This is a genomic window from Pseudomonas sp. Sample_23, assembly GCF_004307595.1.
GTDB lineage: Bacteria > Pseudomonadota > Gammaproteobacteria > Pseudomonadales > Pseudomonadaceae > Aquipseudomonas > Aquipseudomonas atacamensis.
The window spans coordinates 85,803-110,737 of sequence record NZ_RCNX01000048.1 but is presented as its reverse complement, the minus strand read 5'-3'; the positions used below and the strand labels follow the sequence as shown (position 1 = coordinate 110,737).

18 protein-coding genes are annotated in these 24,935 nt (G+C 61.2%); 7 read left to right on the top strand and 11 right to left on the bottom strand.

Annotation, left to right across the window (positions count from 1 at the left end):
* Nucleotides 1-63: 63 nt before the first annotated feature.
* The 3 genes from D8U82_RS13050 to arcD (D8U82_RS13040) form a co-directional block, all read right to left on the bottom strand.
* On the bottom strand, nucleotides 64-1,074 hold the full coding sequence (locus D8U82_RS13050) for an ornithine carbamoyltransferase (RefSeq protein WP_024014074.1): 1,011 nt from the start codon (nucleotides 1,072-1,074) through the stop codon (nucleotides 64-66).
* Nucleotides 1,075-1,143: 69 nt separating this feature from the next.
* Nucleotides 1,144-2,400: an arginine deiminase gene (arcA, locus tag D8U82_RS13045; protein WP_016773516.1), complete on the bottom strand. Its 1,257-nt coding sequence runs from the start codon at nucleotides 2,398-2,400 to the stop codon at nucleotides 1,144-1,146.
* Between the two features lie 35 nt (nucleotides 2,401-2,435).
* The gene (arcD, locus tag D8U82_RS13040; protein ID WP_016773517.1) at nucleotides 2,436-3,863 is read right to left on the bottom strand and encodes an arginine-ornithine antiporter; all 1,428 of its coding nucleotides are present in this window, start codon (nucleotides 3,861-3,863) and stop codon (nucleotides 2,436-2,438) included.
* Nucleotides 3,864-4,300: 437 nt separating this feature from the next.
* On the opposite strand from arcD (D8U82_RS13040), the gene arcD (D8U82_RS13035) reads away from it, so the two are divergent.
* Nucleotides 4,301-5,728, top strand: a complete 1,428-nt coding sequence (gene arcD / locus D8U82_RS13035; RefSeq protein WP_130886993.1) for an arginine-ornithine antiporter — start codon at nucleotides 4,301-4,303, stop codon at nucleotides 5,726-5,728.
* A 194-nt stretch (nucleotides 5,729-5,922) separates the two neighbouring features.
* Here the strand turns inward: arcD (D8U82_RS13035) and D8U82_RS13030 are convergent, their stop codons facing one another.
* The 8 genes from D8U82_RS13030 to gap form a co-directional block, all read right to left on the bottom strand.
* A complete protein-coding gene (locus D8U82_RS13030; RefSeq protein WP_130886994.1) occupies nucleotides 5,923-7,272 on the bottom strand; it encodes a CoA transferase in 1,350 nt (449 codons plus the stop codon).
* 185 nt (nucleotides 7,273-7,457) lie between these two features.
* On the bottom strand, nucleotides 7,458-9,596 hold the full coding sequence (locus D8U82_RS13020) for a methyl-accepting chemotaxis protein (protein WP_125926426.1): 2,139 nt from the start codon (nucleotides 9,594-9,596) through the stop codon (nucleotides 7,458-7,460).
* Between the two features lie 168 nt (nucleotides 9,597-9,764).
* On the bottom strand, nucleotides 9,765-10,175 hold the full coding sequence (locus D8U82_RS13015) for a YbaN family protein (protein WP_122507696.1): 411 nt from the start codon (nucleotides 10,173-10,175) through the stop codon (nucleotides 9,765-9,767).
* 162 nt (nucleotides 10,176-10,337) lie between these two features.
* Nucleotides 10,338-10,934, bottom strand: coding sequence for a biliverdin-producing heme oxygenase (locus D8U82_RS13010; RefSeq protein WP_130886995.1), 597 nt, complete (start codon nucleotides 10,932-10,934; stop codon nucleotides 10,338-10,340).
* 109 nt (nucleotides 10,935-11,043) lie between these two features.
* Entirely contained in the window at nucleotides 11,044-13,629 is a 2,586-nt protein-coding gene (locus tag D8U82_RS13005; protein WP_130886996.1) for a TonB-dependent receptor, read from the bottom strand.
* Nucleotides 13,630-13,751: 122 nt separating this feature from the next.
* A complete protein-coding gene (locus tag D8U82_RS13000) occupies nucleotides 13,752-14,717 on the bottom strand; it encodes a FecR domain-containing protein (protein WP_024014066.1) in 966 nt (321 codons plus the stop codon).
* Nucleotides 14,718-14,835: 118 nt separating this feature from the next.
* On the bottom strand, nucleotides 14,836-15,363 hold the full coding sequence (locus tag D8U82_RS12995) for a sigma-70 family RNA polymerase sigma factor (RefSeq protein ID WP_016773525.1): 528 nt from the start codon (nucleotides 15,361-15,363) through the stop codon (nucleotides 14,836-14,838).
* A 199-nt stretch (nucleotides 15,364-15,562) separates the two neighbouring features.
* Nucleotides 15,563-16,564 carry a type I glyceraldehyde-3-phosphate dehydrogenase gene (gap, locus tag D8U82_RS12990; protein WP_016773526.1) on the bottom strand — a complete coding sequence of 334 codons (1,002 nt, stop codon included), beginning with the start codon at nucleotides 16,562-16,564 and terminating at the stop codon, nucleotides 15,563-15,565.
* A gap of 220 nt (nucleotides 16,565-16,784) precedes the next feature.
* On the opposite strand from gap, the gene edd reads away from it, so the two are divergent.
* The 6 genes from edd to D8U82_RS12960 all read left to right on the top strand — a co-directional run.
* Nucleotides 16,785-18,611 carry a phosphogluconate dehydratase gene (gene edd, locus D8U82_RS12985; RefSeq protein ID WP_016773527.1) on the top strand — a complete coding sequence of 609 codons (1,827 nt, stop codon included), beginning with the start codon at nucleotides 16,785-16,787 and terminating at the stop codon, nucleotides 18,609-18,611.
* Complete coding sequence (locus tag D8U82_RS12980; protein ID WP_130886998.1) at nucleotides 18,608-19,567, top strand: glucokinase; 960 nt, start codon at nucleotides 18,608-18,610, stop codon at nucleotides 19,565-19,567. Before edd ends, D8U82_RS12980 begins: the two co-directional genes overlap by 4 nt.
* A gap of 180 nt (nucleotides 19,568-19,747) precedes the next feature.
* Nucleotides 19,748-20,479, top strand: a complete 732-nt coding sequence (locus tag D8U82_RS12975; RefSeq protein ID WP_016773529.1) for a response regulator transcription factor — start codon at nucleotides 19,748-19,750, stop codon at nucleotides 20,477-20,479.
* Entirely contained in the window at nucleotides 20,469-21,938 is a 1,470-nt protein-coding gene (locus tag D8U82_RS12970) for an ATP-binding protein (protein ID WP_016773530.1), read from the top strand. Before D8U82_RS12975 ends, D8U82_RS12970 begins: the two co-directional genes overlap by 11 nt.
* A gap of 321 nt (nucleotides 21,939-22,259) precedes the next feature.
* A complete protein-coding gene (locus D8U82_RS12965; RefSeq protein WP_130902307.1) occupies nucleotides 22,260-23,519 on the top strand; it encodes an AGE family epimerase/isomerase in 1,260 nt (419 codons plus the stop codon).
* 118 nt (nucleotides 23,520-23,637) lie between these two features.
* A partial coding sequence (locus D8U82_RS12960; protein ID WP_130902367.1) for an ABC transporter substrate-binding protein occupies nucleotides 23,638-24,935 on the top strand: 1,298 nt, incomplete at its 3' end.

The following is a 24,935-nucleotide window of genomic DNA, read 5'->3' as shown; positions in this document are numbered from 1 at the left end:
GAGGAATGGCAAACGACTCGATCTCCCTGTCGGAACCGATATCCCTGTGGGAGCGCTGTGGCGTCAGAGATCAGCCAGGGTCGAAACCAGAATCGCCTTGATCGTGTGCATGCGGTTTTCCGCTTGCTCGAAGGCGATGCAGGCTGGCGACTCGAACACGTCGTCGGTCACTTCGATGCCGTTTTTCAGGTGCGGATACTGCTCGGCGATTTGTTTGCCGACCTTGGTGTCGCTGTTGTGGAAGGCCGGCAGGCAGTGCATGAACTTGGTACGCGGGTTGCCGGTGGCTTTCATCAGGTCGGCGTTGACCTGATACGGCAGCAGTTGCTGGATACGCTCGGCCCAGGCTTCCACCGGTTCGCCCATAGACACCCAGACATCGGTGTGAATGAAGTCGACGCCTTTGACCGCTTCTTTCGGATCTTCGGTGAGGGTGATGCGTGCGCCGCTTTCCTCACCGTATTTTTTGCAGCGCGCCACCAGATCGTCCAGCGGCCACAGGGCTTTCGGCGCGCAGATGCGCACGTCCATGCCGAGTTTGGCGCCGATCAGCAGCAGCGAGTTGCCCATGTTGTTGCGCGCGTCGCCCAGGTAGGCGTAGCTGATTTCATGGATCGGCTTGTCGGCGTGCTCACGCATGGTCAGCACGTCGGCGATCATCTGGGTCGGGTGATATTCATCGGTCAGGCCGTTGAACACCGGCACGCCGGCGAACTTGGCCAGCTCTTCGACGATTTCCTGCTTGAAGCCACGGTACTCGATGGCGTCGTACATGCGCCCGAGCACGCGGGCGGTGTCCTTCATGCTTTCCTTGTGGCCGATCTGCGAGGAGTTCGGGTCGATGTAAGTGACGTTGGCGCCTTGGTCATAGGCCGCCACTTCGAAGGCGCAACGGGTGCGGGTCGAAGTTTTCTCGAAGATCAGGGCGATGTTGTTGCCCTTCAGATGCTGTTGCTCGGTGCCGGTGTACTTCGCACGTTTCAGATCGCGAGACAGGTCGAGCAAGTAACGCAATTCGCGAGGGGTGTGGTGTTCCAGGCTCAGCAAATTACGGTTGTGAATGTTAAACGCCATGATGATTCTCCTTGGATTCGGTAATCGGCCCGGCCGCGACGGGATGGGTGCGGCCGGGGGGACGGTCGTTTAGTAATCGATCGGGTCACGGATGATCGGGCAGGTCATGCAGTGGCCGCCGCCACGGCCGCGGCCGAGTTCGCCGGCGCTGATGGTGATGACCTCCACGCCAGCCTTGCGCAGCAGGGTGTTGGTGTAGGTGTTGCGGTCGTAGCCGATGACCACGCCCGGCTCCATCGCGACCACGTTGTTGCCGTCGTCCCATTGCTCGCGTTCGGCGGCGAAGCTGTTGCCGCCGGTTTCCACCACGCGCAGTTTCGGCAGGTTGAGCGCCGCAGCGACGGTGTCGAGGAAGCTGCCTTCTTCGCGGCGGATGTCGATGCCGCCCTGTTTGCTTTCGTCAGGGCGCAGGGTGAAGGCGACGATCTGGTTGACGACTTCCGGGAAAATCGTCACCAGGTCGCGGTCGCAGAAGCTGAACACGGTGTCCAGGTGCATTGCCGCGCGGGATTTCGGCAGGCCGGCGACGATGACTTTTTCCACTGCTTTGTTGTTGAACAGGTTCAGCGCCAGTTGGCCGATGGCCTGACGCGATGAACGCTCGCCCATGCCGATCAGCACCACACCGTTGCCGATCGGCATGACGTCGCCGCCCTCAAGGGTAGAGTTGCCGTGATCCTTGTCCGGGTCGCCGTACCAGATCTCGAATTCGGCATTGGTGAACTGCGGATGGAATTTGTAGATGGCGGTGGTCAGCAGGGTTTCCTGACGGCGCGCCGGCCAGTACATCGGGTTCAGCGTCACGCCACCGTAGATCCAGCAGGTGGTATCGCGGGTGAACTGGGTGTTGGGCAGCGGCGGCAGGATGAAGCTGGAGTGGCCGAGGAAGTCGCGGAACATCTGGATGGTCTTGCCACCGAAGCTGTCCGGCAGATCATCGGCCGACACGCCGCCAATCAGGAATTCGGCGATGTGCCGTGGCTCGAGGCTTTTCAGCCAGGATTTCACTTCGCTGATCAGGCCCAGGCCCACCGAGTCGGCGGTCACCTTGCGCTCAAGAATCCAGTCCAGCGCTTCGGGAATGGCGACGATGTCGGTCAGCAGGTTGTGCATTTCCACCACGTCGATGCCGCGCTCGCGCATCTTGGTGACAAAGTCGAAATGGTCGCGCTTGGCTTGCGCCACCCACAACACGTCATCGAACAGCAGTTCATCGCAGTTGTTCGGGGTCAGCCGCTGATGGGCCAGACCTGGGGAGCAAACCATGACTTTACGCAGTTTCCCGGCTTCGGAGTGGACGCCGTACTTCACTTTTTCCGTGGTCATTTCTGTGTTCCTCCAGATGACAATTCAATCAGGGGTTACAGCGTCAGGAAGCCATCGTAGAGACCGTAGGCCGCCACCACGGCGCCCACGACCACTGCGGCGAAAATCAGCTTCTCGACGTTGGTGAAAACCGGTTGTTTGAGTTCCAGCTTGGCCTTGGCGAACAGGATCGCGCCGGGCGCATAGAGCAGGGCCGACAGCAGCAGGTACTTGACCCCGCCGGCGTACAACAACCACACCGCGTAGATCAGGGCGATACCGCCGATGATCAGATCCTTGCGCCGCTCGGCGGCAAAGCCTTCGTAGCTCTCGCCGCGCACCGCCAGCAGCAGGGCGTAGGCCGCCGACCACAGGTACGGCACCAGAATCATCGAGGTGGCGAGGTAGATCAGTGACAGGTAAGTGCTGGCCGAGAACAGGGTGATGATCAGGAACACCTGCACCATCGCGTTGGTCAGCCACAGGGCGTTGACCGGCACATGGTTGGCGTTTTCCTTGCGCAGAAACTCCGGCATGGTGTGGTCTTTGGCGGCGGCGAACATGATCTCGGCACACAGCAGCACCCACGACAGCAGCGCGCCGAGCAGCGAGATGATCAGGCCGACGCTGATCAGCACCGCACCCCAGTGACCGACCACATGCTCGAGCACGGCGGCCATCGACGGGTTCTGCAATTTCGCCAGTTCCGGCTGGGTCATGATGCCCAGCGACAGCACGTTCACCAGCACCAGAAACAGCAGCACGGTGATGAAGCCGATCACGGTGGCCTTGCCGACGTCAGAGCGCTTCTCGGCGCGGGCGGAAAAGATGCTCGCGCCTTCGATGCCGATGAACACCCAGACGGTGACCAGCATCATGTTGCGCACCTGGTTCATCACGCTGCCCAGGTCGGGGTTCTTCACGCCCCAGATGTCGGCGGTGAAGATGTCCAGTCTGAACGCGAAGACTGCGATCAACACGAACAGCAGCAGCGGCACGACCTTGGCGACGGTGGTCACCAGGTTGATGAACGCCGCTTCCTTGATCCCGCGCAACACCAGGAAATGCACGCCCCACAGCAGCAAGGACGCGCCGATCACCGCCGCCGGGGTATTGCCTTCGCCGAAGATCGGAAAGAAATAGCCGAGGGTGCTGAACAGCAGAACGAAGTAACCGACGTTGCCCAGCCAGGCGCTGATCCAGTAGCCCCAGGCCGAGGAGAAACCCATGTAGTCGCCGAATCCGGCCTTGGCGTAGGCGTAGACTCCGCCGTCCAGGTCAGGCTTGCGATTGGCGAGGGTCTGAAAGACGAAAGCGAGGGTGAGCATGCCTACTGCGGTGATGGCCCAGCCGATCAGCACTGCACCGACGTCGGCGCTGGCGGCCATGTTTTGTGGCAACGAAAATATCCCGCCGCCAATCATTGAACCGACTACCAGTGCAACCAGTGCACCGAGTCTTAGTTTTCCGGGCGCTTCAGACATTTGCATGACTCCATTGCAGGAAAGGAGAGCTCACAGCCTAGTACTGTTGTCTGTTCGAACAGCTGACATGGATCAGTGCATGGTCACATTCCATTGTTAATGAATGACTTGTGCGCCCGTTGCGGGCATAACGCTGTAGCCTCAAAGGCCCATTCCAGAGCCGTTTCGCTGAGGCAGTCGAGAATAGCTATTAATGCTTTCGAACTATGACGCTAGTTGCTTTTCAGCGATTGGCAAATGTCGGTCATCTGTTTTCAGCACAGAATCGAATAATCAAGATCGGCGCACAAAACTGACTTAATGTGCTACGCCTTATCGTGGTCGGCTATATATAACGCTGCGAGATTCGGCATTACCTGATAAACGTCATCTACCCTTAGGCTTTTAGTCGGCTGTTGTTACAAATAAACAACAACGACTCTTTCAAGGAGATCTGCATGTCGCAACCGACGCAAAAGCTGCGCCTTGGTGCGTTGATCGCGCTGGTGGTGGGGTCGATGATCGGCGGGGGGATTTTCTCATTACCGCAAAACATGGCGGCACGCGCCGATGCAGGGGCGATCCTGATCGGTTGGGGCATTACTGCGATAGGCATGCTGACGCTGGCGTTCGTCTTTCAGACCCTGGCCAATCGCAAGCCGGAGCTGGACTCGGGCGTCTACGCCTACGCCAAGGCCGGGTTTGGCGACTACATGGGATTTTCATCAGCGTGGGGTTACTGGATCAGTGCCTGGCTGGGCAACGTCGGCTATTTTGTCTTGCTGTTCAGCACCCTTGGCTATTTCTTCCCGGTGTTCGGTCAGGGCAACACGCCGATCGCCATCGGCTGCGCTTCGGTGCTGTTGTGGGCGGTGCATTTTCTGGTGATGCGCGGGATCAAGGAGGCAGCGCTGATCAACCAGCTGACCACCGTGGCCAAGGTCGTGCCGCTGATCATGTTCATCGTCATCGCTGCGGTGGCATTCAAGGCTGACATCTTCACCCGCGACATCTGGGGCCGCAGCAACCCGAACTTCGGCGGGGTGATGGATCAGGTGCGCAACATGATGCTGGTCACCGTGTTCGTCTTCATCGGCATCGAAGGCGCCAGCGTCTATTCGGCTCGCGCAGAAAAACGCAGCGATGTCGGCCGCGCCACGGTGATCGGGTTTCTCGGTGTGCTGGCGCTGCTGGTGCTGGTCAACGTGCTGTCGCTGGGGATCATGAGCCAGCCGGAACTGGCCAATCTGCAGAACCCTTCACTGGCGGCGGTGCTCGAGCACATCGTCGGGCCGTGGGGCGCGTTGCTGATCAGCGTCGGGTTGGCGATTTCCCTGCTCGGTGCATTGTTGTCCTGGGCCTTGCTCTGCGCGGAAATCCTTTTCGCCACGGCCAAGGACAAGACCATGCCGGCGTTCCTGAAGAAGGAAAACAAGAACCACGTGCCGGTCAACGCGCTGTGGCTGACCAATGCGATGATCCAGATTTTCCTGCTGATCACGCTGTTCTCGGCGGGCACTTATACCAGTCTGATTTACCTGGCGTCGTCGATGATTCTGGTGCCGTACCTGTGGTCAGCGGCCTACGCGGTACTGCTCAGCGGGCGCGGCGAAACCTACGAGCACGCGTCGGCCGAGCGCACCAAGGATCTGCTGATTGGCGGCATCGCCCTGGTTTACGCGGTGTGGCTGTTGTACGCCGGTGGAGTGAAGTATCTGCTGCTCTCGGCGCTGCTGTATGCGCCGGGGGTGATTCTGTTTGCCAAGGCCAAGCGTGAACAGGGCCAGCCGGTTTTCACCACGGTGGAGAAAGGGATTTTTGCGTGCGTGGTGATCGGGGCGGGGCTGGCAGCTTATGGGTTGTATAGCGGGGTGTTGTCGTTGTGATCTGAAAAGCAGCCCCTCACCCTAGCCCTCTCCCAGAGGGAGAGGGGACCGACCGAGGTGTCTGGCGCTATACATCGACCTGAGCGATCGAGTCGATTATGGATTCGACAAAAATCTTTCACGTCGGCGTAACTCTCCAGTATCCCCCAATCAGTCCCCTCTCCCTCTGGGAGAGGGCTAGGGTGAGGGGCTTCTCATGGCCAACAGGGAGGATGCGAGTCCAACTCCGTCGCCGGCCAATTCCACTGCACCGCCGTCCCGCTGATCTGCACCGGTACGCGCAACCTTCGCGCCGGCCCCCACGCGGTGTGTTCAATCGCCGGATCCTGATCCAGTGCATCTTCGGCCCGCAGCAGGTCATGCGTCCCCGGGCCATGCTCGACCAACAGCTTCGCCGTACGCGCCAGCGACAACCGCGCCGAGCCCCCGCGACCGTTGGCCAGTCGTTCAGTCAGCAACCTGAGCGCACTCGCCGCCATCAGATACCCGGTCGCATGATCCAGCGCCTGCACCGGCAGCGGCGTCGGTTTATCGCTGTGCTTCCAATGCTGTCCGGCCTCGGCGATGCCGCTGCTCATCTGCACCAGGCTGTCGAAGCCCCGGCGGTTCTGCCAGGGGCCGCTCCAGCCGTAGGCGTTGAGGCAGACGTCGATCAGCCCCGGTGCCAGTTGCCTTCGACGTTCAATACCAAACCCGAGATGTTCCAGCGCATCGGCGCGGTAGCCGTGCAGGAGAATGTCGGCGTCTTGCAATAAACCTTCGAACACTGCGCGATCCGCAGGAGCCTGCAGATCCAGCCGCGCACAGCGTTTGCCCACGGTCATTTCCGGGACCACACCGGGTTCGTTCCAGCTCGGTGGATCGATGCGCAGCACGTTGGCGCCCAGTCCAGCGAGGAAGCGGCTGGCGGTGGGACCGGCGAGGACGCGGGTCAGGTCGAGCACCTTGATCCCGGCCAGCGGTCGTACGATCGAACCTTGCCATGGGCTGCGGTTCTCGTCCGTCTGCTCGATGAAGTGCACCAGCGCTTCGGCATTCACCGCCAGCCCCTGCGGATGTTGCTGCCACTGCGCCCAACTGCGCATCTCGGCGGCGCAGCCCTTGGCGTCGACCACCGCCTGCTCAAGCTCCGCGCTCGCCCACTGTGCGACTTTCGCCGCCATTGCGGCACGATCGGCGCAGGCACCGAGCACGCGTTCAGCGGCGGCGCGGTGATGCGGGGCGTTGGTGTGCAGACGGATCCAGCCGTCCCGGGTCGCATAGTCGCCGGCGATCGCATCCCATAAGGGCGGCACCTGCCAGCCGATCGGGCGCAGCGAGGTGGAGAACCACAACGAGGCCAGACGGCGGTCGACTGCAACCGCAGGCAAGTGCCCGGCTTGCTGGTGAAGCAATTCGCTGAGCGCTTGCCCGGCAGCGGCGATGCTGGCGCAGGCCAGCTCGGTCACGGCGAACGCCGAGGGCAGGGCGCCGTCACCGGTGAAGGGGATCGGCGTGTGAGGCAAGTCGAGTGCGGTTTGGATGGACGTGAGCAGATCAGTCATCGAAGGCCCTCCGGAACGAGAGGGCGATGATAGTGCAAAACATAATCGGGCTGGATTGAGGATCGTTCCCACGCTCCGCGTGGGAATGCCGCCCGGGACGCTCTGCGTCCCAATCGAAAGCTGGAACGCGGAGCGTCCCTTGATGCATTCCCACGCGGAGCGTGGGAACGATCGATGCTGGATTGTTACACGCGAAACTGATCCATCAATTTCATCTGCTGGCTCGCCAGGCTGTTGAGCTGGCTGCTGATCGCTGCCGATTCGGTAGCCTGTTCGGTCAGGGTTTCGGTCACGGTGCGGATCGCCGAGACGTTGCGGTTGACCTCTTCGGCCACGGCGCTCTGTTCTTCGGCGGCACTGGCGATCTGCAGGTTCATGTCGCTGATCACCGTCACCGCATCGCTGATCTTGCCCAGCGCATCGACCGCCTGACGAATCTGCCCGGCGTTGTTATGCGCCTGGGTCTGGCTCGAGTGCATGGTCGCGACCACGCCACGGGTGCCGGTCTGGATGCGCTCGATGACGATGCGGATTTCTTCCACCGAATCCTGCGTGCGCTTGGCGAGGTTGCGCACCTCGTCGGCGACCACGGCAAAACCGCGACCGCTTTCGCCGGCGCGGGCGGCTTCGATGGCGGCATTGAGGGCCAGCAGGTTGGTTTGTTCGGCGATGCTGCGGATTACTTCCAGCACCGAACCGATCTGCTCGCTGTTCACTGCCAGCGCTTCGACTTCGGTCACTGCTTTGCTGACCTCATCGGCCAGCTGATTGATGTCGCGGGTGCTGCGCTCGATGATCGCCATGCCATCCTTCGCCGACTGATCGGCACCCTTGGCCGCGTTTGCCGCGTTCGAGGCACTGTTGGCGACGTCGTGGGCAGTGGCGCTCATTTCGTTGGAGGCGGTGGCGACCTGATCGATCTCGCGGAATTGCACCTGCATGCCTTCGCTGGTCTGGCGGGCAATTTCCGATGACTGATCAGCCGTGCCACGTGCTTCGGTGATGCTCTGTTTGATCTGCGCGATGGTCGGCTGAAGCTTGTCGAGGAAGCGGTTGAACCAGTTCACCAGTTCGCCCAGTTCATCTTTCTTGCTGTAGTTCAGGCGCTGGGTCAGATCGCCTTCGCCGCTGGCGATGTTCTTCAACATGTCGGCGACGCTGTTGATCGGACGGGTGACGCCGGAGGCGGTGAGCCAGATCAGCAGCAGGCCGACCAGACCGGCCACGCCCGCCACCAGCAGGGCAGTGATCACGCCGGTTTGTTGTGCGTCATCCAGTACCGCTTGCAGCTTCACCGAATCGGCCAGCAGCACCTGCTCCGGCAGGTCGATGACCACGCCCCAGGCGCGCGAATTGCCGATCGGATCGACCGGGTAAACCGCGCGAATCAGCTCGCCCTGTTGGAGAATTTTTGCCGTGCCGCTGCCGACCAGTTGCAATACATCCTTGCCGTCAGCGCCGAGGGTGTCGCTGATTTTTTTGCCCACTCGCGTCGCGTCGGCACTGTCGGCCGCCAGCACGCCGCTGCCGGAGACGATCAGCATGTGCCCGGCGTTGTTGAACAGGCTGCGCTGCGAGTCGACGGCGGCGGCTTGCAGGGCGTCGAGCGCGATGTCGACACCGACCACACCGATCGCTTTGCCGTCGACCATCACTGGCACGGAAATGGTCGTCATGAGCATTTCCTTGCCACCGACGGTGTCGGCATACGGGTCGAGCAGGCAGGTGCGCTTGTTGTCGCGAGGGCAGGTGTACCAACTGTTATACGGCGTGCCGCTGACGCTGAGGGTGGTTTTGGTCAGGTCGTCTTCGACCATGATCGTATTCAGCGCGGCGCCGGCGGCACGGCTCCAGTACGAGGCGAAGCGCCCGGCTTCGTTGGACTGCCGCGCGGCATCGTTGGCGAATTCGCTGTCCTTGCCGTCGAGGCCGTTGGGTTCGAAGGCCAGCCAGATGCCCAGGACTTTATCGTTGCGCTCGAAAGCGGTTTTCAGACTCTGGTTCAACTCTTCCCGAACGGCGCCGGCTTCGAGTGAACGCTTGGCGGCCATCGTCCGCAGATCCTTGATCTGATCGGCGAGGGCGGTGACCACCAGCAGGCTTTCACCAAAGGTTTTCTGCACCCGCACCGCTTGTTCGGCGGCCTTGGCCTGCAGCAGGTTCTGCACGCTGGCGGTGAGCAACTGGTTGCTGGATTGACTGACCAGCGCGTCGTTCTGGTTGGTCTGGTAGATGTTCATGCTGACAATCAGCACCACCACTCCGAGCAGGCACAGGCCGGAGAGCAGGACGATTTTCAGGCGAATGGAAAGAGAGTCGAACATGGGGCGATCTCGCGAATGGAATAAACAGGTGGCTGGGCCAGGAGCCCGGTTTGCCAAATCCATTCAGCGCCATTCAATCCTCATCGGCGTAAAGCGAAACGGCATGAGGCGCTTGCCGACGGACGGTCGCTGCTAAACGTTTGCGCAGGGGAAAGTGCTGAAAAGGCTTTAATTACAGGGATGTTTCACTACCGCGACGGGCGTCTCCGGGCGCGACCAGATCCATAGGTTGCCCAGGCCCATGCCGGCAATCGCCAGATAGATCGGCCAGCCGTGATCGAGCATCACCAGCATCAACGTCGCACACAGCAGCATGCTGACGGTGGCACTGAGCTTGGCCTTGCGCGCGATGATCCTGCCGTTGCGCCAGTTACTCAGGATCGGCCCGAACAGGCGATGATTTTCCAGCCACGCACTCAAGCGCGGCGAACTGCGGGTCGCGGCCCACGCGGCGAGGAGGATGAACTCGGTGGTCGGCAGACCGGGCACGACGATGGCGATCAGGCCAATGCCGAGGCTGACATAGGCCAGCAGGCCGAACAGCAGACGGGCGAGTTTCGAGGTGGCGGGTGTGGGCATGGGCTCAGCGGTGGCTTCTGAAGCGGAACGGGGATCTTACAGATTTGTGGTGAGCCCTGTGGGAGCGAGCCTGCTCGCGAAAGCGGTTGATCAGGCACATTGATGTTGAATGTGCTGCCGTCTTCGCGAGCAGGCTCGCTCCCACAAGGGATAAGAGGTGCTTCAGGCCACTGCGGCTTCTATGGCATAAGCCCGTTCCAGCAGCACGGTAAAGCGGTTGAACGCATCCAGTGCACCTTGATCAACTTCCGCCTCTTCCTCCGCCGTGAACGGCAACGCATCGAGGGTGCGCACAAAGCTTTTCCAGCCCTCGGCGCGGCCACCTTGCGGTTCCGCCAGATGCCGGGCACCGAAGGTTTCGCTCAGCTCCAGTGCCACCGCGCGCTTGATCAGAAACGCCGCGCCGAGCTTGGAACCCTCGGAAACAAAGATCCAGCCCAGCGCCCGCGCCTTGCTCGGGTTTTTCAGCGCGCCGGCCACCGGCGCCGGGACTTCGGTGTCGAGGTCGGCGAGGTCAGCCCTGGCCGCTTCGGCGCGGCAACGGGCCGGCAGATCCGGGACGATCGCGGTCAGTTCGGCATCGTTGTACAGCTCGACCAGTTCCGCCTGGAACAGGTATTGCGCGACGACGAAACGGGCGAAGCTGGCGCGGGTTTCGAACGGCGCGTGGGCTTTGACCAGCGCATCGAGTTTGCTGTGCGGCTCGTGGGTGATCTGGTTCAAGCGTTGCGAACGCAGGGATTTTTCCGGGGCAGTCATGGGGTGTCCTTGATAAATGAGGCGCTTGATAACAAGACGTACGGGCGGGCGCCGGACAGTAAAAAAACCTCACTGCGCAGCGCGAACACGCGCAGTGAGGCCGGGCGGATCAGATGTCCCAGATCAGGTTGATCGCGAAGTTGCGTCCCGGTTGGGTCAGCCGATCGAGGTTGGCCGGTTGCGTCACCGAGGCTTCGCCGACGCTGTCGTAACCGCGCACGTCATCCCACAGCCAATACTTCTTGTCGGTCAGGTTGTAGACGCCGCCGCTGACGGTGACGTCGTCGGTCACCTTGTAATAGCCGGCCAGATCGAGAATGCCGAAGCCCGGGGTCTTGAACTGACTGCTGACGCCGTCCGGCGATTTGAAATTGCTGTCGTCGACGCGGTCCTTTTTCTTCACCACGGTCCAGCTCAGCAGACCGCCATAGTTGTCCTGGTCGTAACCGAGACCGAACACGCCGGTGAGCGGGTTGACGCTGTTGATCGGCTCGCCGCTATCGTTGTTGCGACCGTAGGCGTAGGCGATCGAGCCTTGGGTATACAGGCCTTGCGGCGCGCCGAACGCATCCAGGTTCAAGCGACCTTTGACTTCCGCACCCTTGATGGTGGCGCGCTTGATGTTGTTGCTCTGGAAGGTCAACTGATCGTCGCCCGGCTTGACCGCGTCCTCGTTGATGAAGTCGCGGTACTTGTTATAGAACACCGCGACGTCGAACGAACCCTGCTCGAAATTCCCGCGCAGGCCGGTTTCGAAACCTTTGCTTTTTTCCGGCTCAAGGTCGGAGTTGGGCGCCACGGTGTAGCCGGTGGTGTTGTTCTCGAAACGCCCGTACAGCGATTTTGCCGTGGGCGTGCGGAAGCCTTCGGCGTACTGGCCGTACCAGGTGTAGTTGTCCGTCAGTGCATAGGTCAGGCCGAATTTTGGCGAGACTTTGTGCCAGGTCTTGTTCTTGTCGCTGACCGTGCCCTGGCCGTCGGCATTCACGGTGTTGAGGAATTCCTCGGTGATGTGCGGCTTGAGCTGGGTGTAGTCGTAGCGCAGGCCCGGCAGGAAGGTCCAGTCGTTCCAGCTGATCTGATCCTGGGCGAACAGGCTGTAGGTATTGATGGTCGGATCGGGGAAATCAGAGGCCTTGGCCAGCACGTCCGCCGCACTGGTCGCGCCAATCGCCGTGCAGCCGCGACCGACGGCCACGCAGGTGCCGTCGCCGCTGCGTGAACCGGTGACTTTCTGCTGTTTGATAGTGGTGCCGTAAGTCAGCAGGTGATCGGTGTCACCGATGGCGAAAGCCTTGTCCAGTTGGGCGTCGAACACCCACTGTTTTTCTTCGTAGATCGTGTCGCGGGTACGCAGCACTTTACGAGTGATCGGGTAGTACAACTCTTCGGTGCTCTGGTCGGTCTTGGCGATCTGGTGATTGAGGCTCCACTTGACGTTATCGGCGAGCAGGCTGTCGAGGGCGAACGAGTGTTCGATACCGAAACGCTCGCGGGTGATGGTGTCGTTGCCGGTGCGCCACTGATACATGCCGCCGGGCAGGACGCTGCTCGGAATGGTCGGCGCGCCGTTGAAATACGGGCCGCCGTAGGCACTTTTCTGGTCGGTGTCGCGATCGTCCTTGTACTTTTCGTAGGTCAGGCCCAGGCGCGAGTCGTCGTTGTAGTTCCAGCCGAGCTTGGCCAGGACGTTGGTCGCGCGCACGTCTTCCGGGTTGGCGGCGGTGCGCGCAAGGCCGGTGCCATTGTTGCCGCCGAAGGACTCGGTTTCGTGTCCGTCGCGCTGGCTGTAATGCAGCAAGCCGTCGAACTCACCGCTGCGCCCGGCGACGGTGGCGGACTTCAGCCAGCTGTCATCAGCGGAGCTGTAACCGCTTTTCAGGCGCGCGCCGACGTCCTTGCCCGGTTTGATGATGTCGTCGGCGTCCAGCGTGTAATAGCTGACCGCGCCGCCGATGGCGTTGCTGCCGTACAGCACCGAGGCCGGGCCACGGAGGATTTCCACGCGTTTGACGATTTCCGGGTCGACATAGTTGCGCTGGCTCTTGGCGTAGGGGCCGTTGAAGAAACCGTTGGGAATCTCCACGCCATCGACCTGGGTCAGGATGCGGTCGCCGTCGATACCGCGAATGTTGTAGCCACTGATGCCGCCGCGCTGACCGGCACCGCCAACGGAAACGCCCGGTTCGTAGCGCACCAGATCCTTGATGGTATTGACGTTGTTGCGGTCAAGCTCTTGGCGATCATGCACGCTGACCGTCGAGGGCACGCTGTTGACCGACTGTTCCTGGCGAGTGGCGCTGATGGTCACCTGATCGAGATTGAGCGTGCCGCTGCTGTTGCGTTTTTCCAGCACGACATTGTTGTTGCTCAGTTTGCGAAAGCTCAGGTTGGTCCCCACCAACAGGCGCTCGAGGGCTTTTTCCGGCGGCAGCGAACCGCGCACGCCCGGCGACGAGACGTTCTGCCCCAACTCGGCCGGCAGGCCGACCTGCCAACCGGTCACGGCGGTAAAGGCATTCAATGCCGAAACCAGTGGTTGCTGGCCGATGGCGAACGCGTAATCGCCCATGTTGCGCGTCGGTTGCTCGGCGGCCGCCAGCAGCGGTGCGGTGCCAGCCATGAGGATGGCCGCAGTCAGCAGCGACAGTACGCGGGAAGGGGAAGCAGTCTGGCGGGTAAGGCGTGAGGACATCGATAGCGCTCCGTGTCGCACGAATCTTTATAGGTGCTGATCGGCATGGTTAGATGCGAATCAATTGCATTGGCTATAACGAGACGTACTGTCGTTGGCTATCGAGTAAAAATAATTCTCATTCAGTTCAGAATCACCAGCGCAGGGAATTCCTGCAGGCGCGCCGAGGTGATGTGGGCGAGAGAGCGGACCACGTCGAGCGGCTGGTCGAGACGGTAATTGCCGGTGACGGCGACGTCGGCCAATTGCTCGTTGTTGTTGATGATCCAGCCCGGATAGTAGCGGCGCAGCTCGGCCAGCACCTGATTCAGCGGGCAGTTCTCGAACACCAGACGGCCTTCAACCCAGGCCAGATCGGCATTGGCGTCGAGCTTGGCAGGGCGATCAAATCCGTTGGGGCCGATGCGAATGCTTTCCCCGGCACGCAGGCGCACCCGGGCATCGTTGTGGGTGGCGCGCAGATCGACATCGCCACGTTGCACATTCACTTGCGCGACCCCGTCGAGGTAGCGCACGGCGAATGCGGTGTCGTGGACGCTGGCCGTTACCGGACCTGCGTCGATCTCCAGCGGCTGATTGCGCCCGCTGGCGATCTCGAAAAACGCCTCGCCCTGAAACAGCCGCGCCACGCGCTGTTGATCGTTGATGGTGCTGGAAAACGCCGAGTTGGTATTGAGCAGGACCTTCGAGCCGTCCTCCAGTTGCAGCCGCTGACGCTCGCCAACCACGGTGAGGTGATCCGCTTGAATGCGCATCGGCAGGTTGCTGAAACTGAACAGCCCGAGGATCAGCACCGCAGCGGTAGCCAGCGGTTTCCAGTGCGGGCGCAAGCGTTTGAGAAAAGTGATTTTTACCGGTTTTGCCGCCAGGGCTTCGGCGCACAGTGCGACTTGCGGGCCATCCCAGATGGCTTGGGCCTTGGCGAACGCCTCGGCATTCAACGGATCAGCCGCCAGCCAGGCATGAAATTGCCGGGTCTGTTCCTCATCCGGGCTGCCGAGCACGATGAGCCAGTCCAGCGCCTGGTCCATTGCAGCTGCAGCGTCCCGCGCCGAATCGGGCGAAGGCGAGCGGTGGGTGTCCGTCACGGTGGTTCCTCAGGGCTTCTGGCGAAGCAAGGCTTCTGGCGAAGCAGTTTCTAGCTTCAAGCTGCAAGCTGCAAGCCGGATGCAATACTGCTTTTTGTTTTTGCTTGTAGCTTGCAGCTCAAAACTTGCCGCTGCCGTTATGTCGTTCGGCAACGCCGATGCAGATCGACATGATCAGTTTCAGTTCCTTCTGCACGGTGCTCAGCGAAACATCAAGTTCATCAGCGATTTCCTGATAGCTGTGCCCGTGCAAACGGCTGAGGATGAAGATCTGCTGCTGGCGCGGGCTGAGTTGGCTGAGGCTCACGTTCAAACGCTCCAGCAATTGTTCGGCATGGGCGGCGTCTTCGGCGCTGCTGGCCGGCGCGGCGATGCTCTGTACTACGTCCTGAGGCACGTCATCGACCATGGTCCGCGCATGAATCTTGCGCGCACGCAAATGGTCCAGCGCCAGATTGCGCGCGGTCTGGAAGACAAAGGGTTCAAGGTGGTCGATGGCCCGTTCGCTCAACGCCCGGGTCACGCGCAGGTAGGTCTCCTGCAACAGGTCTTCAGCGGTGCTGTGATTGTTGACCATCCGTTCCAGCGTGCGCAGCAGGGAAGTGCGCTGGGCGAGGAAGACGTGGTTGAAGCGCGATTGACTCACGGGAGGACCTGATCCATTTCGAGCGAATGATAATGCTTATCATCCAGCTGAATGGTCAAGTGCTGATTTCAAATTGAAATCGGATCTCCTGTGGGAGCGAGCCTGCTCGCGAAGGCGTCGTGTCAGTCAGCTCCATATTGACTGACAGATAGCTTTCGCGAGCAGGCTCGCTCCCACAGGGATGGGGGGCCGGCCGGGACTATTCGGCGTTACACAACGCCAGGCAGTTATCCAGCATGCGGTTGGAGAAGCCCCATTCGTTGTCGTACCAGGCCAGCACTTTCAGCAACTTGCCACTGACTTTGGTGTGGTTGGCGTCGAAGATCGACGACAGCGGGTTGTGGTTGAAGTCGCTGGAAACCAGCGGCAAGGTGTTGTAACCGAGAATCTTCGAATGCTGGCTCGCCGCTTTCAGCAGGGCGTTGACTTCGTCGGCACTGGCCTCTTTCTTCAGTTGCACGGTGAGGTCGACCAGCGACACATTGATCACCGGTACGCGCACAGCCATGCCGGTCAGTTTGCCCGCCAGTTCCGGCAGCACCAGGCCTACCGCTTCGGCTGCGCCGGTCTTGCTCGGGATCATGTTCTGCGTGGCCGAGCGGGCACGGTACGGGTCGCTGTGATAAACGTCGGTGAGGTTCTGGTCGTTGGTGTAGGCGTGGATGGTGGTCATCAGGCCGCTTTCGATGCCCAACTCGCGATGCAGCACCTGCGCCACTGGCGCGAGGCAGTTGGTGGTGCACGAAGCGTTGGAAATGATCTGGTGCGACTGACGCAGAATGTCGTGGTTGACGCCATAAACGACGGTGGCGTCGGCGCCTTTGGCCGGGGCAGAAATGATCACCTTGCGGGCGCCGGCGCTGATATGCGCGGCGGCTTTGGCACGGTCGGTGAACAGACCGGTGCATTCGAACACTACGTCGATTTTTTCAGCGGCCCACGGCAGGTCGGCCGGGTTGCGAATGGCGCTGACGGCGATGCGGTCGCCATTGACCGTCAGGCTTTCGTTATCGTGCGCCACTTCGGCGTCGAAAGTGCCGTGGACGGTGTCGTATTTGAGCAGATGGGCATTGATCGAACTGTCACCCAGATCGTTGATCGCGACGATCTGCAGGTCTTGACGATAGCCTTGGGTATACAGTGCGCGCAGGACATTACGGCCGATGCGGCCGAAACCATTGATTGCAATTCGAAGAGTCATGGAACAGCGCCGCCGTCGTTTTGTTGTTGGAATTACAAGATTATTCGCATAAAAATAGAAAACAAGCCTTTTTAGTGGCAATATTTTGTTTTATCTACAACGAGTGACCTGAATCAACTGGTCCGAATGGTCAAAAAAGCCGTCTGTCATTCCAACAACAACGGCTTTTGATCAGCATAGACAATCAGGTCGCCACATCCGTTAGCCTGGAGTTCTACACATGCATCCCCGCGTTCTTGAGGTCACCGAACGGCTTATCGCCCGCAGCCGCGCCACGCGTCAGGCTTACCTTGCATTGATTCGCGGCGCCGCCACCGACGGCCCGATGCGCGGCAAGCTGCAATGCGCCAACTTCGCCCACGGCGTGGCCGGTTGCGGCACTGAAGACAAGCACAGCCTGCGGATGATGAACTCGGCGAACATCGCCATTGTGTCTTCGTATAACGACATGCTTTCGGCGCACCAGCCGTACGAAGTCTTTCCACAACAGATCAAGAACGCCTTGCGCGAAATCGGCTCGGTCGGCCAGTTCGCCGGCGGCACTCCGGCGATGTGCGACGGCGTGACCCAGGGCGAGCCGGGCATGGAACTGAGCCTGCCGAGCCGCGAAGTCATCGCCATGTCCACCGCCGTGGCGCTGTCGCACAACATGTTCGACGGCGCGCTGATGCTCGGCATCTGCGACAAGATCGTCCCGGGCCTGATGATGGGTTCGCTGCGTTTCGGTCATCTGCCAACGATCTTCGTCCCGGGCGGGCCGATGGTTTCGGGGATTTCCAACAAGGAAAAAGCCGACGTCCGCCAGAAGTACGCCGAAGGCAAGGCCACCCGCGAAGAGCTGCTGGAATCGGAGATGAAGTCCTACCACAGCCCGGGCACCTGCACCTTCTACGGCACCGCCAACACCAACCAGTTGCTGATGGAAGTCATGGGCCTGCACCTGCCGGGCGCCTCTTTCGTCAACCCGAACACACCACTGCGCGACGCCCTGACCCGCGAAGCCGCGCATCAGGTCACGCGCCTGACCAAGCAGAACGGCAACTTCATGCCGATCGGCGAAATCGTCGACGAGAAGGCGCTGGTCAACTCCATCGTTGCCTTGCACGCCACCGGCGGCTCGACCAACCACACCCTGCACATGCCGGCCATCGCCATGGCCGCTGGCATTCAACTGACCTGGCAGGACATGGCCGACCTCTCCGAAGTCGTGCCGACCCTGAGCCACGTCTACCCGAACGGCAAAGCCGACATCAACCACTTCCAGGCAGCGGGCGGCATGTCGTTCCTGATCCGCGAACTGCTCGGCGCCGGCCTGCTGCATGAAGACGTCAACACTGTGCTCGGCCATGGCCTGAGCCAGTACACCAAAGAGCCGTTCCTCGATAACGGTGAGCTGGTCTGGCGCGAAGGGCCGACCGACAGCCTCGACGAAAACATCCTGCGTCCGGTGTCCCGTGCGTTCTCGCAAGAGGGCGGCTTGCGGGTGATGGAAGGCAATCTCGGTCGCGGGGTGATGAAGGTTTCCGCCGTTGCGCTGGAGAACCAGATCGTCGAAGCACCGGCGATGGTGTTCCAGGATCAGCAGGACCTGGCGGACGCATTCAAGGCCGGTCTGCTGGAGAAGGATTTCGTCGCGGTGATGCGCTTCCAGGGCCCACGTTCCAACGGCATGCCGGAGCTGCACAAGATGACGCCGTTCCTCGGCGTATTGCAGGATCGCGGCTTCAAAGTGGCGCTAGTGACTGACGGGCGCATGTCCGGCGCGTCGGGGAAAATCCCCGCAGCGATTCACGTCAGCCCGGAAGCTTATGTCGGTGGCGCTTTGGCGCGCGTGCAAGAGGGCGATATCATCCGCGTCGATGGCGTCAAAGGCACCTTGGAACTGAAGGTCGACGCCGCCGAATTTGCAGCGCGCGAACCCGCCAAGGGCCTGTTGGGCAACAACATTGGCAGCGGCCGCGAGCTGTTTGGCTTCATGCGCATGGCCTTCAGCTCGGCGGAGCAGGGCGCCAGCGCCTTCACTTCTGCCCTGGAGACGCTTAATTGAAACTGGCTTTGGTCGGTGACATCGGAGGCACCAACGCGCGGTTCGCGTTGTGGCAAAACCAGCAACTGCAATCGGTTCAGGTGCTGGCCACGGCCGACTTTGCCAGCCCGGAAGAGGCAATCGCCTTGTACCTGAGCGGGCTCGGTCTGGCGCCGGGCTCGATCGGCTCGGTGTGCCTGTCGGTGGCAGGTCCGGTGAGCGGCGATGAATTCAAGTTCACCAACAATCACTGGCGGCTCAGCCGCAGCGCGTTCTGCAAGACCTTGCAGGTCGAGCAGTTGTTGCTGACCAACGACTTCTCGGCGATGGCGCTGGGCATGACCCGCTTGCAGCCCGGCGAATTCCGCGTGGTTTGCGAAGGCACGCCGGAGCCGTTGCGCCCGGCGGTGGTGATCGGCCCGGGCACTGGCCTGGGTGTCGGCACCTTGCTCGATCTCGGTGAAGGCCGCTTCGCGGCGTTGCCGGGCGAGGGCGGCCACGTCGACCTGCCGCTGAGCAGTCCGCGCGAAACGCAACTGTGGCAACACATCTACAACGAGATCGGCCATGTCAGCGCGGAAACCGCGTTGAGCGGCGGCGGCCTGCCGCGGCTGTACCGGGCGATCTGCGCGGTGGATGGCCATGAGCCGAAGCTTGAGACGCCGGAAGCGATCACCGCCGCCGGTCTGGCCGGTGATCCGATTGCTTTGGAAGTGCTCGAGCAATTCTGCTGCTGGCTGGGTCGCGTTGCCGGCAACAACGTGCTCACCACCGGCGCGCGCGGTGGCGTGTTCATCGTTGGCGGAGTGATTCCACGCTTCGCCGATTTCTTCCTCGCCAGCGGCTTCGCCCGCTGCTTCGCCGACAAGGGCTGCATGAGCGATTACTTCAAAGGCATCCCGGTCTGGCTGGTGACCGCGCCGTATTCCGGCCTCGTTGGTGCCGGTGTGGCCCTGGACCAATCAATCCCGACCTGAAATGCAATCCAATTGTGGGAGCGAGCCTGCTCGCGAAAGCGGTGTGTCAGTCAACAGATCTGTTGAATGTTAAAACCGATTCGCGAGCAGGCTCGCTCCCACAAGGGTTTCTGTAGTGTTTGTTAGTTTGATGCTTAAGGCATAATCCGCCCCAACTCCAACAACAAGGATGCCTTCGAAGTGAGCTCAGTCAACAAGTCGATATTGTTGGTCGATGACGACCAGGAAATACGCGAGTTGCTGGAAACCTACCTGACCCGCGCCGGGTTTCAGGTGAGGGCCACCGCCGATGGTGCCGGTTTTCGTCAGGCGCTCAACGAGGCGCCGAGCGATCTGGTGATCCTCGATGTCATGCTGCCCGACGAAGACGGCTTCAGCCTGTGCCGTTGGGTACGCCAGCACCCGCGTCAGGCACAGGTGCCAATCATCATGCTGACTGCCAGTTCCGACGAAGCCGACCGGGTGATCGGTCTGGAGCTCGGCGCCGACGATTACCTCGGCAAACCGTTCAGCCCGCGCGAACTGCAAGCGCGGATCAAGGCCCTGCTGCGTCGCGCGCAATTCGCCCACGAACGCAGCGGCAGCGAAGTGCTGGTCTTCGACGACTGGCGCCTGGACACGGTCAGCCATCGGCTGTTCCACACCGACGGCGAGGAAGTGATCCTCTCCGGTGCCGATTTCGCCCTGCTGAAACTGTTCCTCGATCATCCGCAGCAAATCCTCGACCGCGACACCATCGGCAACGCCACCCGTGGCCGCGATCTGATGCCGCTCGATCGCATCGTCGACATGGCCGTCAGTCGTTTGCGCCAACGCCTGCGCGACACCGAAAAACCGCCACGGCTGATCCGCACGGTGCGCGGCAGCGGTTATCAGTTGGCAGCCAATGTGGTTGCCGGCAATGCTCACTGAGTCGCTACGCAAATTTGCCAACCGCATACCGGTGCCGCGCTCACTGCTCGGGCGGATGCTGCTGCTGACTCTGCTGGCGGTGCTGTTCGCGCAGACGCTGTCGAGCGTGATCTGGGTGTCGCAACTGCGCGCCACCCAGCTCGAAGGCCTGGTCACCAGCGCCCGCAGCCTGGCGCATTCGATGACTGCCAGCGTCAGCTATTTCCGTTCCCTGCCGGTGGCCTACCGACCGCTGGTGCTCGATCAGTTGCGCAGCATGGGCGGCACCCGGTTTGTCGTGACCCTCAATGACAAGCCGCTGGGCATGGACGTGCTGCCGGTGACGCCGCGCAAGGCTGCGGTGATGCAAGCGGTGGACGAAGTGCTGCGCCAGTCTCTGGGCCATGACACGGATATTTCGGTGACCTTCGTCAGCCCCGAAGACCTGCGGATTTTCAACGCCGGGCTGAAACTTGATGAATTGCCACGCTCCTGGGCGCATTACGCGCTGACCCTGGAGCCGGTGAATCCGCCGGTGCTGGTCACGCAGATTCAAATGGCTCCGGGCGAATGGCTGTACATCGCCTCGTTGCTGCCGGAGCCGTACACCAGTCTCGAAGAGCAAGGCCTGCCGGCGCAGCAGGTGTGGTTTATCGTCCTCACCAGCGGCTTTTTGCTGTTGTTCATCGGCCTGCTGGTGCACTGGCAGAGCCGGCCGCTCAAGCGTCTGGCGCGGGCAGCGCGGGATCTGTCGCTGGGTGCCGACGTCGAGCCGGTGGCGGAGGGCGGTGGCAGTGAAGTGGTCGAAGTCGGTCGCGCGTTCAACACCATGCGCGAACGCATCAGCCGCTACCTGACCGAACGCAGCCAGTTGTTCAGCGCGATTTCCCACGACTTGCGCACGCCGATCACTCGTTTGCGTTTGCGCGTCGAGCTGCTCGAGGACGAACAGCTGCAAGCCAAGTTCGGCCGCGATCTGGATGAGCTGGAGCTGCTGGTCAAAGGCGCTCTGCAATGCGTGAAAGACACCGACATCCACGAGAACATCGAGCCGGTGGATCTCAATCATGTCCTCGATTGCCTGGTCGAGCCGTATCTGGCGCCGAACGGCAATGGCCGCGTCACTCAGCATGGCCGCGCGCTGTCGGCATACCCGGGCAAACCACTGGCGCTCAAGCGCTGCATCGGCAACCTGATCGACAACGCCTTGAAGTACGGGCAGAACGCGCATCTGCACATCGATGACGATGACAGCGCCTTTGTTCTGCATGTCGATGATGAAGGGCCGGGTGTGCCGCAGCAGCGGCTGGAGCAAGTGTTCGAGCCGCACTTCCGTTTGGCGGGGCAGCAGCAGGGTTATGGCTTGGGCCTTGGAATTGCGCGCAACATTGCGCATAGCCATGGCGGCGAGGTGACGTTGCAGAACCTGCGTGAGGGCGGGTTGCGGGTGACGTTGCAGTTGCCTCGGTCTGTGGATTAGCCCCGAAAAGCCCCTCACCCTAGCCCTCCCGAAACGTCGGACCGCCCAGAGGGAGAGGGGACCGATTGGGGGATGCTGCTGAGCTGCGCTGACCTGTAAATGCGGTGGTGAATCCATAATCGCCAATATTTTTCAGGTCGACAGAGGACGCAAGACACCTCGGTCGGCCCCCTCTCCCTCCGGGAGAGGGTTGGGGTGAGGGTGCTTTTGCTCTTCTTTTTTGTCACGAGCTAGTGACAAATACCGTCCCCTTCGTTACAAGCCCGCCCCGGCCCGTTGTTTAGACTGCCCGCAGTCCTAACAACAAAAAAGGGTCACACCATGGACACCTTTCACCCAGACTTCAGCAGTTGGCTGAACGCCCCTGCCCACCAGCAATGGCTCGCCGCCGAAGGCCTGCGTCTGCTGGATTTCGCCAAGGCATCACGACTGCCCGAAGGCTTCGGCAACCTCGACGAGCGCGGCCGTTTGCCGGCGCACGCGCAAGCCGAGACCATGAACACCGCGCGCATGACCCACAGCTTCGCCATGGCGCACATTCAGGGCCTGCCGGGGTTTGCCGAGCTGGTCGATCACGGTATCGCCGCGTTGCGCGGGCCACTGCGTGATGCGTTGCATGGCGGCTGGTTTGCGGTGGCCGAACACCGCGACGACAACACCGGCAAGAACGCCTATCTGCATGCCTTTGTCGCACTCGCCGCCAGCTCCGCCGTGGTCGCACAACGGCCCGGCGCTCAAGCCTTGCTCGATGACGCGATCGACATCATCGACACTTATTTCTGGAGCGAAGAAGAGGGCGCCATGCGCGAATTCTTCAATCGCGACTGGAGCGAAGAAGAAGCCTATCGCGGCGCCAACAGCAACATGCACGCGACCGAAGCATTCCTCGCGCTGGCTGATGTCACCGAAGATCCGCGCTGGCTGGTGCGCGCCCAGCGCATCGTCGAGCGGGTGATCCATGGCCACGCTGCGGCCAACGATTACATGGTCATCGAACACTTCGATCGCGACTGGCAGCCGCTGCGCGAATACAACCACGACAATCCGGCTGACGGTTTCCGTCCTTACGGCACCACGCCGGGCCATGGTTTCGAATGGGCGCGCTTGCTCCTGCACCTTGAAGCCGCACGGGTACAGGCCGGCATGCTTACGCCGGGCTGGCTGGCGACTGATGCGCAAAAACTCTTCGAAAACAATTGCCGGCACGGCTGGAATGTCGATGGCGCGCCGGGCATCGTCTACACCCTCGACTGGGATAACCAGGCTGTCGTTCGCCATCGTCTGCACTGGACGCATGCCGAAGCCAGCGCCGCCGCCAGTGCCTTGCTCAAACGCACCGGCGACGGGCAATACGAAGCCTGGTACAGACTGTTCTGGGAGTTCTGCGAGACCAATTTCATCGACCGCTGCAACGGCAGTTGGCACCACGAACTCAATCCGCAGAATGTGCCGAGTGCCGATATCTGGCCGGGCAAGCCCGATCTGTATCACGCCTGGCAGGCTGTGCTGATTCCGCGATTGCCGCTGGCGCCAAGCATGGCCACGGCTTTGGCGCAGTCGTCCCGGCCTGTTGCTGTGTAACCATGTCGTGACATTTACGCGTCCCTTCGTTACCTGCGAAGCGAAACGCTCTGTTTAAACTCCGTGCAGCGCAAGCACCAGACTTGCAATGCATAACAACAAGAAAGGTACATCTCGAATGAATGCGATTTCTCGCCTCGCTACTGTCATTTCTGTCGCCTCCCTGTTCCCGCTCGCAATCCTGCCGCTCAGTGTCTCCGCTGCCGAATCCAAAGGTTCGGTGGAAGTCGTGCACTGGTGGACTTCCGGTGGCGAAAAAGCCGCTGTCGATGTGCTCAAGGCCCAAGTCGAAAAAGACGGTTTCACCTGGAAGGACGGTGCTGTCGCCGGTGGTGGCGGTGCGACTGCCATGACCGTGCTGAAAAGCCGCGCCGTCGCCGGTAACCCGCCAGGCGTAGCGCAGATCAAAGGCCCAGACATCCAGGAATGGGCGTCGACCGGTCTGCTCGACACCGACGTTTTGAAAGACGTCGCCAAGTCGGAAAAGTGGGACAGCCTGCTCGACAAGAAAGTCTCCGATACCGTGAAGTACGACGGTGATTATGTGGCCGTGCCGGTGAACATTCACCGCGTGAACTGGCTGTGGATCAATCCGGAAGTCTTCAAGAAAGCCGGCATCACCAAGAATCCAACCACCCTCGAAGAGTTCTACGCAGCCGGCGACAAGCTGAAAGCCGCTGGCTTCATCCCGCTCGCCCACGGCGGTCAGCCTTGGCAGGACAGCACCGTGTTCGAAGCCGTGGTGCTCTCGGTCATGGGCGTGGATGGCTACAAGAAAGCCCTGGTCGATCTCGACAACAAAGCGCTGACCGGCCCGGAAATGGTCAAGGCGCTCACCGAGCTGAAGAAAGTCGCGACCTACATGGACGCGGACGGCAAAGGCCAGGACTGGAACCTCGAAGCGGCCAAGGTCATCAACGGCAAGGCCGGCATGCAGATCATGGGTGACTGGGCCAAGTCCGAATGGACCGCCGCCAAGAAAGTCGCCGGCAAGGACTACGAGTGCGTAGCGTTCCCGGGCACCGACAAGGCGTTCACCTACAACATCGACTCGCTGGCCGTGTTCAAGCAGAAGGACGCAGGCACTGCGGCCGGTCAGCAGGACATCGCCAAAGTCGTGCTGGGTGAGAACTTCCAGAAAGTCTTCAGCATCAACAAAGGCTCGATCCCGGTGCGCAACGACATGTTGAACAACATGGACAAGCTCGGCTTCGATTCCTGCGCGCAGACCGCTGCCAAAGACTTCCTGGCGGACGCCAAGTCCGGCGGCCTGCAACCAAGCATGGCGCACAACATGGCGACCACGCTGGCCGTGCAGGGCGCGTTCTTTGACGTAGTCACCAACTACATCAACGACCCGAAAGCCGACCCGGCCGATGCGGCGAAGAAACTCGGCGCGGCGGTTCAGTCGGCCAA